This window comes from Phenylobacterium sp. (assembly GCF_022402485.1).
Classification (GTDB): Bacteria; Pseudomonadota; Alphaproteobacteria; order Caulobacterales; family Caulobacteraceae; genus Phenylobacterium.
This window is the reverse complement of sequence record NZ_JAKRSA010000028.1, coordinates 87,398-100,960: the sequence shown is the minus strand read 5'-3', so window position 1 is coordinate 100,960 and position 13,563 is coordinate 87,398. Positions and strand designations below refer to the sequence as shown.

Here is a 13,563-nt window from a genome sequence, read left to right as displayed (position 1 = left end):
GATCACCGACTGCAGTGTGAGTTTGTAAACCTCGGCTAGCCGCTCGCTTTGGTAGTGTTTCAAGGAAATCGTGTCTAATTTTCGCATTTTAATAGCTCAGTCAGGCCCGAGCTATTGATTTTCTGATACACTCGATTACTCTCACTTTCGCCCACGGGGCTAGGATTTCTCTTTGCCAGAATGTTGGCAAACTTCAGGAATCTACGTTCCTGCACCGCAAATTGCTGCAGCGCAGCAGGCATTGGTTCGCCGGATCACTGTGCAAACCAGGTGCATCCCTCAGACTTAGGGTTCACCTCAAAAATGGACCTTAGGGAGGGTAAAATATGGAATCCATGTCATTAGGCCAATATGAGCTTGTTTACAACGCGCTCTCATTTGGCATCGCCGCCATGGGGGCAGCCACGCTATTCTTCTGGCTAAGCCGCGACACTGTCGCTCCACAATATCGTGCTGCGCTGGTTATTAGCGGACTCGTGACCTTTATTGCCGCTTATCACTACTGGCGCATTTTTGGCAGCTGGAGCGGCTCTTTTGTCGTCGACGCTGGTGCCGGAACGATCGCGCTCTCTGGTGAGAAGTTCAATGACGCCTATCGCTACGTCGACTGGCTGCTGACGGTGCCGCTGCTTCTGGTCGAACTGATCTTGGTGATGGGTTTGGCCCGCGCCGCCACCATCTCCAAAAGCCTGCGGCTTGGCGTGCTCGCCGCGCTGATGGTGGGCCTGGGTTATCCAGGTGAAATCGCGACTGACGCCGGGACGCGACTGCTCTGGGGTGGTCTGTCCATGATCCCCTTCCTGATCATTCTTTATGAGCTGTTCTTTGGTCTTCGCGAGTCGATCAAGAACCAGCCCGAGAATGCCCGCGGCCTTGTCAATCTGGCCATCTGGGTCACGGTTCTATCGTGGAGCTTCTACCCGGTCGTCTATTTTGCACCGCTTCTGTTCGGTGCAGAGAACGCCAACATCACCACGATGAGCGGTGAGGCCGCAGTGATCGTCCAGGTGGGCTACACCATCGCCGACATCGTTGCGAAAGCAGGGTTCGGGGTCCTGATCTTCATGATCGCCTCGGCCAAGAGCGCCGAATGGCGCGCCCGAAACGCCACGTTGAGCGACGCTCAGCCTGCCTGATAGGCTCATCTAAATCGGGAACGGGCGGCTTCATGCCGCCCGTTTTCAGTTTCCGGCGGCGTTCTGGCCGTTGGTTGCCCCTGTCGCCTGCGTGAAACTGGAAACCACGACATGATGCTGGCTCTCATTCTGCAGATCGCCCCGGTCGAAGCGGCTCAGGTCGTCCAGGCCAACCCAGCGCCCTTGCTCGAAGAAGTGATCGTAACCGCCCGCCGCTCCGAGACGCCCGTCGAGCAAATCCCGGGATCAGTGGAAGCCTTCGACGAGGCCAGCCTCAACCCACCTGGTGTCTTCCAGGCCTCCGACCTTGCAGACCTGTCTGCCAGCCTCACCGTGCGCTCGATCTTCGGCTCATCGGCACCGCAGTTCTTCATCCGTGGGATTGGCTCAAACGACGTCAACCCAAGCGCCAATCCGGGCATCGCCGTCTATCTGGACCAAGGCTACATCGCGTCTCCCCTGGCCCAGAATGTCGCCATGTTCGACCTGGCCGGCGCTGAGATCCTGAAGGGTCCGCAGGGCACCCTGTTTGGCCGCAACGCCACAGGGGGCGCTCTGATTTTCAAAACTACAGCGCCAGGCCCGACACCAGGCCTGGAAGTCAGCCTCGGCGCAGGTTCATTTGGTCTACAAACCTACGAACTCGCCGCCGATAGCGGCAAAGTCGGACCGGCGCTCGCCAGACTCTCCACCATCTACCGCAAATCGGATGGCTACACCGCCAACACCCTGACCGGGCAAGATGAGAACGGCATCGAGACCTTTGCAATCCGCCTTCGAACCGAGATCGACCACGAGGGGCCGTGGAGCGCGGGCTTCCTCTTAGACTATGCAAATGACCGCTCTGGAATGACCGCCCACGAGGGGCTGGGACTCTTTGCGCCGGAGGGGTTTGCCGTGCCGCCGCCGGCAGGTCCTGCTTTTATCCCCTGCTCCCCCGAGCGGGTCCTGACCGGCGGTTGCCTCAATCTGCTGGGCTATCGCTACACCTCAGACCCCTTCTCGGAAGGCTTTGACCGCGACAGCCGTGAGTATCTGGACACCGGCGGAGTTGTCCTGACCCTGAAACGTAAGGGGTCGATCGAAGCGACATCCATCACCTCCCTGCGGTTGGCCGATCGGGAGGTCCGCGAAGATACCGACGCAAGTCCATTGGACCTGGTCGCGCTCGACTTCGACAACAAGAGCCGCGTTTTCACCCAGGAATTCCTGTTGGGTGGCCGTCATGGCCGCTTCGACTGGCGGGCTGGGGTGTTTGGCATCGATGAGACCCTCAAGACAACCAACCGGTTCTCAACCCTCGGCACCCTGCGCGCCGCCGGCGTTGGGTTTATCGATGATCCGTTCCTGTTCGCTTTTGGGCCGTTCCGGCTGAGCCAAGCCTACACCCTTGAAACTCAGTCCATCGCGGTATTCGGCGAGACGGAGTTCAGCGCCACCGACCGCCTGTTCCTCACTGCCGGCGCACGCGCGACGCGGGAGCGCACATCGTTCAAGACCGAGACCCGTTTTCACGAGATCACGGCCAACCCGGTCCTGTCGCCCAATCGGAGCGGGAAGCAGACCGAGGACGCCGTCTCCTGGCGCCTTGCCGCGCGCTATGAGCTTGCGCCCCAGCAGGTGGCCTATGTCAGCCTGAACCGTGGTTTCAAGTCCGGAAGTTTCAATGGGGGTGCTCTCTTCCTGACGGACACCATCGGCCCTGTGGCCCCGGAGTTCGTGACCGCCTGGGAGGCCGGTTCAACTTGGCGACTTACGCCAGGCGTTTCGCTGAACGCTGCGGCTTTCCTGTACGACTACACCGACCTGCAGGACTTCACGCTGCGGTCGGACCCGCCCCCGGCCCGCCAGGTGCTTGATAGCGCCGACGCCGAGATGAAGGGTATCGACCTGACCTTGCGCGCTGCCCTACCCGGGAACACCAAACTGCGGCTGAGCACGTCTTGGCTAGACGCCCAGTTCACCTATTTCGTGGACGCCAATGGGGCGAACAGGTCAGGCAATCGACTGACCGCGTCACCGGAGTTTTCAGCCGTCGCAGCCCTCTCCTGGCAAGGGGCCATTTCCAGAGATTGGACCCTCGGAGCCGACCTTGGCGTGAACTACCGCAGCGAGATCTTTTTCAACAATGCCAATGACCCGCTGCTGCAATCAGACGCCAGAACCCTGGTCGACGCCGCGCTAACGCTTGGCCACACTCAGTCTCGCATGTCGGCGACCCTCGCGGTGCGCAACATGACAGATGAGACCGTGGTCTCAGACGCCCTTGCGATCACAAACTACGGGTTCATTCAGCGTACCCACGCGCCACCACGATCTATTCTCATAACTGTGAAAGCTGCTTTCCAATAACGATGAGGGACTCACTAAGTTTAGGCGGTAACGCCCTCGTAGCCTGATCGGGCGACGGGGCTGGAGAGTGCCGCGGACCGAAGACCTGAACCTGACAGGTCCCTTCGGCAAGATGCAGGGCGGCTGAGCCACACGCCATGGCATCCTTACCAACGAAATCCCCTTGCGGGCGCGGCCCGGCTCGCGCCTAACTCCCAGCATGAAGCGTCTGATCAAAAGACGCGATTGCCAGGGGAGAATAGTTCAGGTGTCGCAATCCCAGTCCGGCCCTTCGGGCGGTCAAATCTCCCTGCCAAGAGCCCTGGTCTTCGCCAGTGCGGCCGTCCCCATCGGCGCGCTCGGCATCGCCGCCACAGTTCACCTGCCGCGCTATTTCGCAGCTGAACTCGGCCTGTCGTTGGCCCTGGTGGGCACCGTGTTCGCGCTGGTCCGGTTCATTGATATTCCCATCGACACCGCCATGGGCCTGGCGATGGACCGGACCAAGACCCGCTTTGGCCGCTACCGGGTCTGGATGGCGCTCGGCGCGCCCGTGCTGATGCTGGGCTTCTTCATGCTGCTGATGACGGGCACAGGGGATGGGCCGCTCTACCTGGGCTTCTGGCTGCTGGTAATGTACCTCGGCTATTCCGGCGTCCTGCTCTCTCATCTGGCCTGGGCTGGACGACTTGCCCCCACCTATAAGGAACGCTCCCGGATCTTCGGAGCCATCACGGGGCTAGGCGTCATCGGGGCCATGGCCGTCCTGCTGATCCCAATCGTCATGAGTCAGCAGGGCTTTACCGACGCCGAGGGCGTCCAGGCGATGATCTGGTTCATCATCGCCAGTACGGCGTTCACATGCGTGCTGGTGGTCTTCACATCGTCCGAACGTGTCACCCAGGATAGGCCCGCCAAGTTCACGCTCAAGGACTACGCTCAGCTCCTCACCCGCGGCAACGTGATCCGGCTGCTGGCCGCTGACCTGATGGTCACCCTCGGGCCTGGCTGGATGGCCGCGCTCTATCTGTTCTACTTCAAGGACAGCCGGGGCTTTGACACGGCGGCTGCCAACCTGCTGCTGCTGATCTATGTCGTGGCCGGGTTCGCCGGCGCGCCCATTGCCGCCTGGCTCGCCAACAAGATCAGCAAACACATCGCCTTCCTGGTAACGACCACCGTCTATTCCGTCGGCTTGATGTGTCTGCCATTCCTGCCCAAGGGCGACTTCCCGATCTTCTCTGTGCTCATGTTCGTGGTGGGTGCCATGGCCGCTGGATTCACGGTCATGATGCGGGCCATCGCAGCTGACATCGCCGATGAACTCCGGCTCGACAGCGGCCGGGAGTGGATGGGTCTGATCTATGCCGGCCTGACCGCCACGGCGAAACTGGCTACGGCCGGCGCGATCTTCCTCACCTTCAACGTCTTGGCGCTGGTCGGATACCAGGTGGGGGCCGGGGTCACCAACACGCCTGAGGCGATCCGGGGCCTGGAGCTGGCCTATATTGTCGGACCGATCATCTTCGTGATGGCCGCCGGTGCCTGCTTCATCGGCTACAAGCTGACCGCCGAGCGCCACGCCGAGATCCGCCACAAGCTCGATCTCCTCGATGTCAGCGAGACCGACCCCGGCGCAGCCGCCGAGGCCCTCACCGGCGTTGACCTCGGCCCGGCAGGGCAGCGGTGAGGGCCGTCGCGCCATCTTGACCTCAAGGGTGCCGGCGGCACGGTCCGGCACCCTCCGCTATCGCATGTGGTGCCGAGACTGCTTATCGCCACGGCTCTGCGTCAGGCGGCGAACTGGGGGAATGATTGGCTTGCGTCCGCCAAGCCCCCAGCAGGCCAGGCGGTCATGCTCAATGGTAGGGGGCCGTTGGGATCGCCATAGGCTCAGAGCTGGACGGCTCCTGCCTTCGACCCTCAGACATTCAGACTGTCTCTGAGTTCGTGGCGGTGAGAGAGGGATTCGAACCCTCGATAGAGTTTCCCCTATACACGCGTTCCAGGCGTGCGCCTTCAACCACTCGGCCACCTCACCACACCGTTCGGGGGCGGGCCCCCGGCGGAAGGGGGTCTATATAGCGAGGTGAGCGCCGGGGGCAAGCGGCCCTGTTCGTCTGGCCTGCGGCGTCCTATCTCTTAGGTCACAATCGTTCCCATCCGTCTGAGGTCGCCATGTTGTTCCGCAAGCCCGCCGAGATGCCCACGGCGCAGACCGCCCTGCCCGGCCGTACCCAGTCGATGCCTACCGCCGAGGTCCATTTCGTCAACGGCCAGCCCCTCAAGGGACCCTACCCCGAAGGGGCAGAGACCGCCGTTTTCGCCATGGGCTGCTTCTGGGGGGTCGAGCGCCTGTTCTGGCAGATCCCCGGCGTGCACGTCACGGCGGTGGGCTATGTGAACGGCTTCACCCCCAATCCCACCTATGAGGAGGTCTGCAGCGGCCGCACCGGCCACACTGAGGCAGTGCTGGTGGTCTATGACCCCAAGGTGGTGACCTATGAGCAATTGCTGAAAGTGTTCTGGGAGGGCCACGACCCGACCCAGGGCATGCGCCAAGGCGGCGACATCGGCACCCAGTACCGGTCTGGCGTCTATGTGGCCGACGCGGGGCAAGGCGCCGCTGCGCAGGCCACCAAGGCCCTCTATCAGCAGGCCCTGTCGGCCAGGGGCCTGGGACCGATCACCAGCGAGATCGTCGAGGCCGGCCCCTTCTTTTTCGCCGAGGACTATCACCAGCAGTACCTGGCCAAGAATCCCGGCGGCTATTGCGGCATCGGCGGCACCGGCGTGACCTGCCCCATCGGGACCGGCGTCGAGGCGTGAGCCCTCAGGACGCCCTGGTGCAGGCCCTCGCCCTGCCGGCGGCGACGCTGAGCGTCCAATGGGGCGACGCCCAGGTGGCTAAGGTGGGCGGCAAGATTTTCGCTATCGTCACCACCGACGGGGGCCTGTCTTTCAAGGCCTCAGAGATCGCCTATGCGGCCCTGATCGAGAGCGGGCGCGCGCGGCCCGCCCCCTATCTGGCCCGGGCCAGTTGGGTCAGGTTCGATGATCTTGCGGATCTCGACCCGGACGAGGTGGCCCACTGGCTGTCCCAGGCTCACGCCCTGGTCTGCGCCAAGCTGACCCGCGCCCAGCGGCAAGGCCTCAACCTCACGCAGGCTTGACCACAAGACCCTCGTCACCGGCGGTGGAAAATGCGTACCTTCGCGTGTGGAACCTCAACCGGCAATCATGAGACGCAGGCCCGGTCGTGGTTAGGCCACGAAGGCTTGCTCGCCCGCCGTCTGCCCCCTGGACGCCGCCCTGGCCCCGGTGGCTGAACCTGTCCTGGCTGGGATGGATCGACCCCTGGGTGCGGTTGCTGACCCGTCTGGTGGTGGGGACGTTTCTGCTGTGGGGTGTCTGGGGTATGGTCACCTTGCCCGCCGCCATGGCGGCCCTGACCGAGGGGCTGGCGAGCCGTGACGCCCCATGGCCAGGCCTGGCGGCCCCCATCGCTGTCTATGCGCAGATGGCCTGCGGCCTGGCGTTCATCGCAGGGCTTTTGACCAGGTGGGCGGGACTGGTCTGCGCGGTGATGTTCTCCATCACGGCCAGCACCATGTATCCCTTAGAGGGCCTGGAGGGGGCTCTGCCGGCCATCCTGCTGGTTCTGATCGGCCTCGACATGCTGGCCAGGGGGCCTGGCCCCTTCAATCTTAGGGCCCTGCTCGTCGGCCGCTGAGCCCGGTCCGGACCCGGCAACAGAACCAGCCATCAAGCCGAAGGAATCTCGTCAGGGGACTTGGCCGAGGTCGGGGTTTCTACCGGCGGTGTGCGCTCCAGCACCTCGCGGATCTCGGCAATGGCCAAGGCAGCGGCCGAGGCCCGTTGGCGCCAGACCAGCACCGCCACAGCGCCCAGGGTGGCGATGATGAACGCCGTGGCGCCGAACACCCAGCTGGCGGCGGCCAAGGCGAAATAATAGCCCCGGACGCCGGCATTGAAGGCCGAGAGCGCCGGATTGAGCAGCCGTCCAGCCGCCGCCCCATAGGCCTGATGCACTCCTGCGGCCTCGTCCGGCGCCGCGCCCACCACGGCGATGGTGTAGTTGAGCTGGCGGATCGACCAGATGAAATCCAGAAGCCCCCGAGCCAGGGTGATCAGCACCAGAGCCACCTGCACCTCAAACAGCAGTCGGGTCGAGGTCTCGATCACAATGAGACTGGAGGCGCTGCGAAAGGCTGACTCCCCGCCAAACAGCACCCCTGACGCCCCTGCGATCAGGATCAGGTTGGACGAGGCGAAGAAGGACGCTGAGTTGATGGTATGGCCCAGCAACTGGCTGTCCATCAGGCGGCTGTCACGCCGGGCCATGGCCGCCATCCACCCAGACCGGATCACGGCCATGTCGAGATTGATCATGTGCCGACGGCCGAGGGCCGCCTTGACCAGGGGTTCATAGGCCAGCCAGGCCACGGCGAAGATGACCAGGGCGACGGTGTCCAGGGGCGAGAGCGGCAAGCCGAGCATAGCCAGGGACCCTAGAGCATTTCCCGCCCATTGCGAAGCCGACATCGGGTCGGGAAGCGCTCTAAGCTCATGAATTAAAGGCTGTTTTAGGAGGCCACCGATCCCCTCCAGCTCGGCGGGGCCGCTAAATCCGACCCATCAGGACCAGAATCAACACGATCAGCAGAATCAGGCCCAGGCCACCGGAGGGGAAGTAGCCCCAGCTACGGGAATGGCCCCAGGTGGGCAGGGTGCCCACAAGGGCGATGATCAGGATGATCAAAAGGATTGTGCCAAGGGACATGTGAGTCTTCCCGCCTCAGGAACGCACCCCAACGGGCGCTCAGGGCAAAGGAAACGAGATTGTGCGGTCAAGGTTCCAGACAAGGCCCTTTGACGGCCTCAGGGCTGAGGTGACCGGTCGGCGGGATCGGCGGTGTGCAGCGCCCCATCCTGCGCCTTGATCCGGAGCGCATAAAGGGCGCCGATAAACGCCCCCTTGATCAGGGGCAGCAGAACGAGGGTCGCTACGGTCAGGGGCAGCAGGGTGGAGACCAGGACCAGCACCACCGGTGCCTGCCAGATGAAGGGAAAGAGCAGCAGCGGAGCGACGATCAGGTGGCCGACGATCAGGATGGTGAAATAGGCCGGGCCATCATCGGCGGGATACTGAGCCAGATCGTGGCCGCAGGCGCCGCACGCAGGCTCAACTTTCAGATAGCGCCAGTACAGCTTGCCCTCGCCGCAAGCCGGGCAGTGCCCTTTGAAGCCCCGGGTGAGGGCGGCGAGAAATCCAGGGCGGGGGGACGTGTTCATGCTCTGCATATGCGACCGTCCCGCCACCTGCGAAAGGGCCACTGACCAATGAGGGGGTGATTTCCTTGCCAAACCCGCGATGACGCTCAATTGGCGGTTATCTGGGCCAAATCGGACGCGGCCCCCTCATGCTCCAGAGGTCTGTCCACAGCCAAGGCGTCAGTTCGCCCTGACCATGGACAGCAAACCCCTGAATTCGTCCTGTCTTACCGCTGAACGGACTTCACAGGGTGTAGGCAGGATCTAGCCGGCGCTCTCGTCCACCACGTCGGCGTCGGGGGCGTTCTTCTTGATCGACTCGATCATGTTCTTGGCGCTGGCCTTGGCTGAGTAGCCTTCCGAGGAAAACATGACCTCGCCGTTGGAGGCGCGGAACCGGACCCGGAACTCGCCGGCCTTGTCTTTGAAGATTTCAAACTTGTACGCCATGTCGCCCTCCCGGAGCGGTTTGTGATCTGGAAGATCAAGGTTGCCGCGCCTTGCGAAGGTGATCAACCACCCTGGACGCGAGCTCTGCCTTGGGCATTGTTAGACTCCAGTGGAAATCGCTAGGGGCGAGGATTTCCGCAGCGCTTCAACAGGCCCCTGGGAGACGCCCATGCCCGAGCTTGTTCACCTGCCCGCCGATGGACCTGCCGAGGAAATGGCCGCCGTCCTCGAGCGCGATGGGGCGCTGATTCTCGATGACGCCCTCAGCCCTCAGGCGGTGGCGGACATGGTCGCCGAGCTCTCGCCCTATGTGGCGGCCACCCCGGCTGGCCGGGACGGCTTCACCGGGGTCAAGACCACCCGCACGGGCGCCCTGGTGGCGCGCTCGCCCGCGGTGCGTCAGGCCCTTTGTGATCCCCGCATTGCGGCCCTGTGTGAACACCTGCTCAAGCCCAACTGTGAGCGGTGGCAGGTGCATCTGACCCAGCTGATCCGAATCATGCCCGGCCAGGCCGCCCAACCCATCCATCGGGACCGCTGGGCGTGGGGCGCTCACCTGAAGGGCATCGAGCCGCAGCTCAACACCATATGGGCGCTGACCGACTTCACCGCGGAGAACGGTGCCACCCAGGTGGTTCCGGGCTCCACCGCCTGGCCCGACGACCGCAAGGCAGAGCCCCATGAGATCACCCAGGCGGTGATGAAGGCTGGATCGGTGCTGGTCTATACCGGCAGCGTCTTCCATGGGGGTGGGGCCAACCGCAGCGAGACAGACCGCTGGGGGCTGAACCTGACCTATGCCCTGGGCTGGCTGCGGCAGGAGGAAAACCAGTACCTCGCCTGTCCGCCGGAGATCGCGCGCACCCTGTCGCCACAGCTTCAGGATCTGCTGGGCTACGCCCTGGGGGGCTATGCCCTGGGCTATTACTCCCCGCCCCTTGGGGCCGGCGAAGGTCCAGAACTGGTCCCGCCCAGTTTCGCCCTTCGCGGGGACGCCGAGGGTGCCCGTTTCGGGTCGACCCAGGATCTGGCAGCCATCGGCGCCCAGATCCGGGGCAGCTGATCCCAAGCCCTCAAGACGACGCCCTTTGCACCGTGAGTCCCTGGCCATAGGTCAGGGGTGCCCACCCATCTTCCGCCCAAGGCCCGAGGCCAGGGCCCGTCACACCCGGAGACCCCCATGCCGCGCAAGCCCAACTTCATCGTCATCATGGCCGACGACCTCGGCTATGGGGACATCGGCTGCGATGGCGGGACCCTGATCCGGACACCGCAGCTTGACCGGATGGCAGCCGAAGGCGCGCGGCTCACCGACTTTTACGCCTCGGCCAATGTCTGCACCCCGTCCCGGGCCGGCCTGCTCACCGGCGGCTACGCCATCCGCCACGGCCTGGCCCGCGAAGTGATCCAGCCGGCCGACACCAATGGCCTGCCGCCCGAGGCCCCGACCATTCCGCGCCTGCTGAAGCCCGACTACGCCACCGCCCTGATCGGCAAGTGGCACCTAGGGCATGTCTCGCCGCACTGGCCGCCGCAGCGGTTCGGCTTCGACCGCTTCATGGGCCTGGCCTATAGCCATGACATGCGCCCGCTCACCCTGTTTGACGGTGTGGGTGAGGCCGAGATGAGCGAGTCCAAGGCTGACTTTGCCAAGCTCACAGAGCACTTCTTCGATGAGACCACCGCCTTCGTCGAAGCCCACAAGGACGAGCCCTTCTTCATCCTGCTGGCCTTGACCGCCCCGCACGTCCCCCTGCGCCCCAATCCCGATGATCCTATGGGCTCGCCGGCCGGCGACTATGGCGAGGTCGTAGAGGAGGTGGACGCCCAGGTGGGCCGCCTGCTGCGCAAGCTGGAGGCCCTGGGTCTGGCGGAAGACACCCTGGTGGTCTTTACCTCCGACAATGGCCCGTGGTTCGAGGGCTCGTCGGGCCCCTACCGGGACCGCAAGGGCGGCGCGGCGTGGGAGGGGGGCTACCGGGTGCCGTTCATCGCCTGGAAGCCGGGAACGATTCCCGCAGGGACAGTCTCTGACGCCCTGGCCAGCAACCTTGATCTGCTGCCGACCATCGCGGCCATGGCCGGGGTCGAGGCGCCAGCCGAAGGGATCGACGGGGCGGACCTCTCAGGTGTGCTGACCCGCGGCGAGTCCTCGCCCCACGACCAGGTGATCCTGTTCGACAACCTGCACGTGGCCGCCGTGCGCACACCGCGCTGGAAATATGTCGCCAGGTCCTACTACCGGACCATGGACATCCCACTAGACCAGCACCGCTACCCGCTGCTGTTCGACATGACCACCGATCCTGGCGAGACCTATTCCCTGGTGTCCCGCCACCCCGAGGTGGCCGAGGACATGGCCCGTCGCGTCGCCGAGGCCCGCGCCAAGTACGCGCCCTTTGCGGAGGCTAAGCCGCCGGCCAAAGCGCCGGAAAGCGCAGAGACGTGGAAGGACTGATCGGCGGTTCGCCTAATCGGCGTCCATCTTCAGGGCGGCGATGAAGGCTTCCTGCGGGATCTCCACCTTGCCGAACTGGCGCATGCGCTTCTTGCCGGCCTTCTGCTTGTCCAGCAGCTTGCGCTTACGGCTGGCGTCGCCGCCATAGCACTTGGCGGTCACGTCCTTGCGCAGGGCGCGGATGGTCTCGCGAGCGATGATCCGGCCGCCGATGGCCGCCTGGATCGGGATCTGGAACTGGTGGGGCGGGATCAGGTCCTTCATCCGCTCCACCATGGCCCTGCCGCGCATCTCGGCGCGGTTGCGGTGGACCAGCATGGACAGCGCGTCCACCGGCTCGGCATTGACCAGGATCGACATCTTCACGAGGTCGCCGACCCGGTATTCCTCGATCTGGTAGTCGAAGGAGGCATAGCCCTTGGAGATGGATTTCAGCCGATCGTAGAAGTCGAACACCACCTCGTTGAGGGGCAGATCGTAAACCACGAGCGCGCGGGAGCCCACATAGGACAGTTCCCGTTGCTCGCCGCGGCGATCCTGACAGAGCTTGATGATCGAACCCAAGTGCTCGTCAGGGGTCAGGATAGTCGCCTTGATCCAGGGCTCGGCGATGGTGTCGATCCGCACCGGATCAGGCAGGTCGGCGGGATTGTGGAGCTCGATCTCCTCGCCGTTGGTCAGCTGCACGCGATAGACCACGCTGGGTGCCGTCGCGATCAGATCCAGGTCGAACTCGCGGGACAGCCGCTCCTGGATGATCTCCAGGTGCAGCAGACCTAAGAACCCACAGCGGAAACCAAAACCCAGCGCAGCACTGGTCTCCATCTCGTAAGAGAAGCTGGCGTCGTTCAGGCGCAGGCGGCCGATGGCCGCGCGCAGGTCTTCGAAGTCGTTGGCGTCCACCGGGAACAGGCCGCAGAACACCACCGGCTGGGCCTCGCGGAAGCCGGTCAGGGCCTGGGCGGTGGGGCGCTTTTCGTCGGTGATGGTGTCGCCGACGGCGGCGTCGGCCACTTCCTTGATCTGGGCGGTGATGAAGCCGATCTCGCCGGGGCCAAGCTCTTCGGTCTCGGTCTGTTTCGGCAGGAAGACGCCCAGCCGGTCCACCTGATAGGTGGCGCCGTTCTGCATCATCTTGACCTTCTGGCCGGCCTTCAGCGTGCCGTCGATGACCCGCACCAGCACGATGACACCGAGATAGGCGTCGTACCAGGCATCGACCAGCAGGGCCTTGAGCGGCGCCTCGCGGTCACCCTTGGGGGCCGGCAGGCGCGTAACGATAGCCTCCAGCAGATCGGCAATGCCCACCCCCGTCTTGGCCGAACAGAGGATCGCCTCACTGGCGTCGATGCCGATGACGTCCTCGATCTGCTCGCGCACCCGCTCGGGCTCGGCGGCCGGCAGGTCGATCTTGTTCAGGACCGGCACGATCTCGTGGTTGTTGTCGATGGCCTGATAGACATTGGCCAGGGTCTGCGCCTCCACGCCCTGGCTGGAGTCCACCACCAGGATGGAGCCCTCGCAGGCGGCCAGGGAACGGCTGACCTCATAGGCGAAGTCCACATGGCCAGGGGTGTCCATCAGGTTCAGGACATAGGTCTCCCCGTCCTTGGCCTTGTAGTTCAGACGCACCGTCTGAGCCTTGATGGTGATGCCGCGCTCGCGCTCGATCTCCATGGAGTCGAGCACCTGCTCCTTCATCTCACGCTGGGTGAGGCCGCCGGTCTCCTGGATGAGCCGGTCGGACAGGGTGGATTTGCCGTGGTCGATGTGAGCCACGATGGAGAAGTTGCGGATGCGCGAGAGCGGGGTCGACATGGCCCCGCCTCTAGCACACCTGAGAAATTCTGCGAGGGGTCGAAGGGCCTCAGTCGCCCATACCGACGCTCTGGG

Annotated in this window: 13 protein-coding genes and 1 tRNA gene; 8 read left to right on the top strand and 6 right to left on the bottom strand. The window is 64.0% G+C overall.

Annotated features, from left to right (window positions below):
* Positions 1-326: 326 nt before the first annotated feature.
* From MH112_RS11890 to MH112_RS11880, 3 genes are all read left to right on the top strand, one after another.
* A complete protein-coding gene (locus MH112_RS11890; RefSeq protein WP_296568021.1) occupies positions 327-1,136 on the top strand; it encodes a bacteriorhodopsin-like in 810 nt (269 codons plus the stop codon).
* A 111-nt stretch (positions 1,137-1,247) separates the two neighbouring features.
* Entirely contained in the window at positions 1,248-3,488 is a 2,241-nt protein-coding gene (locus MH112_RS11885) for a TonB-dependent receptor (protein WP_296568019.1), read from the top strand.
* Between the two features lie 247 nt (positions 3,489-3,735).
* Complete coding sequence (locus tag MH112_RS11880) at positions 3,736-5,157, top strand: MFS transporter (RefSeq protein ID WP_296568017.1); 1,422 nt, start codon at positions 3,736-3,738, stop codon at positions 5,155-5,157.
* A 261-nt stretch (positions 5,158-5,418) separates the two neighbouring features.
* Here the strand turns inward: MH112_RS11880 and MH112_RS11875 are convergent.
* Positions 5,419-5,508, bottom strand: a tRNA-Ser gene (locus tag MH112_RS11875).
* A gap of 137 nt (positions 5,509-5,645) precedes the next feature.
* Here MH112_RS11875 and msrA point away from each other — a divergent pair.
* From msrA to MH112_RS11860, 3 genes are all read left to right on the top strand, one after another.
* The gene (gene msrA, locus MH112_RS11870) at positions 5,646-6,296 is read left to right on the top strand and encodes a peptide-methionine (S)-S-oxide reductase MsrA (protein WP_296568015.1); all 651 of its coding nucleotides are present in this window, start codon (positions 5,646-5,648) and stop codon (positions 6,294-6,296) included.
* Positions 6,293-6,640, top strand: coding sequence for an MmcQ/YjbR family DNA-binding protein (locus MH112_RS11865; RefSeq protein WP_296568013.1), 348 nt, complete (start codon positions 6,293-6,295; stop codon positions 6,638-6,640). The genes msrA and MH112_RS11865 overlap by 4 nt, the downstream gene beginning before the upstream one ends.
* A 188-nt stretch (positions 6,641-6,828) precedes the next feature.
* Positions 6,829-7,200, top strand: a complete 372-nt coding sequence (locus MH112_RS11860; protein ID WP_296568012.1) for a DoxX family membrane protein — start codon at positions 6,829-6,831, stop codon at positions 7,198-7,200.
* A 32-nt stretch (positions 7,201-7,232) separates the two neighbouring features.
* On the opposite strand, the gene MH112_RS11855 is transcribed toward MH112_RS11860, so the two are convergent.
* The 4 genes from MH112_RS11855 to MH112_RS11840 form a co-directional block, all read right to left on the bottom strand.
* Positions 7,233-7,988 carry a DUF599 family protein gene (locus MH112_RS11855; RefSeq protein ID WP_296568010.1) on the bottom strand — a complete coding sequence of 252 codons (756 nt, stop codon included), beginning with the start codon at positions 7,986-7,988 and terminating at the stop codon, positions 7,233-7,235.
* Positions 7,989-8,112: 124 nt separating this feature from the next.
* Entirely contained in the window at positions 8,113-8,271 is a 159-nt protein-coding gene (locus MH112_RS11850) for a DUF3309 family protein (RefSeq protein ID WP_296568008.1), read from the bottom strand.
* A 98-nt stretch (positions 8,272-8,369) separates the two neighbouring features.
* Positions 8,370-8,783 (bottom strand): DUF983 domain-containing protein, encoded by a 414-nt coding sequence (locus MH112_RS11845; RefSeq protein WP_296568006.1) that lies wholly within the window; start codon positions 8,781-8,783, stop codon positions 8,370-8,372.
* 243 nt (positions 8,784-9,026) lie between these two features.
* On the bottom strand, positions 9,027-9,212 hold the full coding sequence (locus MH112_RS11840) for a YegP family protein (protein WP_296568004.1): 186 nt from the start codon (positions 9,210-9,212) through the stop codon (positions 9,027-9,029).
* Between the two features lie 169 nt (positions 9,213-9,381).
* Here MH112_RS11840 and MH112_RS11835 point away from each other — a divergent pair, with 169 nt between their 5' ends.
* Together MH112_RS11835 and MH112_RS11830 are read left to right on the top strand one after the other, a co-directional pair.
* Positions 9,382-10,275, top strand: coding sequence for a phytanoyl-CoA dioxygenase family protein (locus MH112_RS11835; RefSeq protein WP_296568002.1), 894 nt, complete (start codon positions 9,382-9,384; stop codon positions 10,273-10,275).
* 117 nt (positions 10,276-10,392) lie between these two features.
* The gene (locus MH112_RS11830) at positions 10,393-11,670 is read left to right on the top strand and encodes a sulfatase (protein WP_296568001.1); all 1,278 of its coding nucleotides are present in this window, start codon (positions 10,393-10,395) and stop codon (positions 11,668-11,670) included.
* 12 nt (positions 11,671-11,682) lie between these two features.
* Here MH112_RS11830 and lepA read toward each other — a convergent pair whose 3' ends face one another.
* On the bottom strand, positions 11,683-13,488 hold the full coding sequence (lepA, locus tag MH112_RS11825; protein ID WP_296567999.1) for a translation elongation factor 4: 1,806 nt from the start codon (positions 13,486-13,488) through the stop codon (positions 11,683-11,685).
* Between the last annotated feature and the right edge of the window lie 75 nt (positions 13,489-13,563).

What these genes read in the sequence shown, in the direction of transcription:
- MH112_RS11850 (WP_296568008.1), bottom strand. Translation starts at nt 8,271, where the DNA reads ATGTCCCTTGGCACAATCCTTTTGATCATCCTGATCATCGCCCTTGTG.
- MH112_RS11845 (WP_296568006.1), bottom strand. Translation starts at nt 8,783, where the DNA reads ATGAACACGTCCCCCCGCCCTGGATTTCTCGCCGCCCTCACCCGGGGC.
- lepA (WP_296567999.1), bottom strand. Translation starts at nt 13,488, where the DNA reads ATGTCGACCCCGCTCTCGCGCATCCGCAACTTCTCCATCGTGGCTCAC.
- MH112_RS11830 (WP_296568001.1), top strand. Translation starts at nt 10,393, where the DNA reads ATGCCGCGCAAGCCCAACTTCATCGTCATCATGGCCGACGACCTCGGC.
- MH112_RS11855 (WP_296568010.1), bottom strand. Translation starts at nt 7,988, where the DNA reads ATGCTCGGCTTGCCGCTCTCGCCCCTGGACACCGTCGCCCTGGTCATC.
- MH112_RS11890 (WP_296568021.1), top strand. Translation starts at nt 327, where the DNA reads ATGGAATCCATGTCATTAGGCCAATATGAGCTTGTTTACAACGCGCTC.
- MH112_RS11885 (WP_296568019.1), top strand. Translation starts at nt 1,248, where the DNA reads ATGATGCTGGCTCTCATTCTGCAGATCGCCCCGGTCGAAGCGGCTCAG.
- msrA (WP_296568015.1), top strand. Translation starts at nt 5,646, where the DNA reads ATGTTGTTCCGCAAGCCCGCCGAGATGCCCACGGCGCAGACCGCCCTG.
- MH112_RS11840 (WP_296568004.1), bottom strand. Translation starts at nt 9,212, where the DNA reads ATGGCGTACAAGTTTGAAATCTTCAAAGACAAGGCCGGCGAGTTCCGG.
- MH112_RS11835 (WP_296568002.1), top strand. Translation starts at nt 9,382, where the DNA reads ATGCCCGAGCTTGTTCACCTGCCCGCCGATGGACCTGCCGAGGAAATG.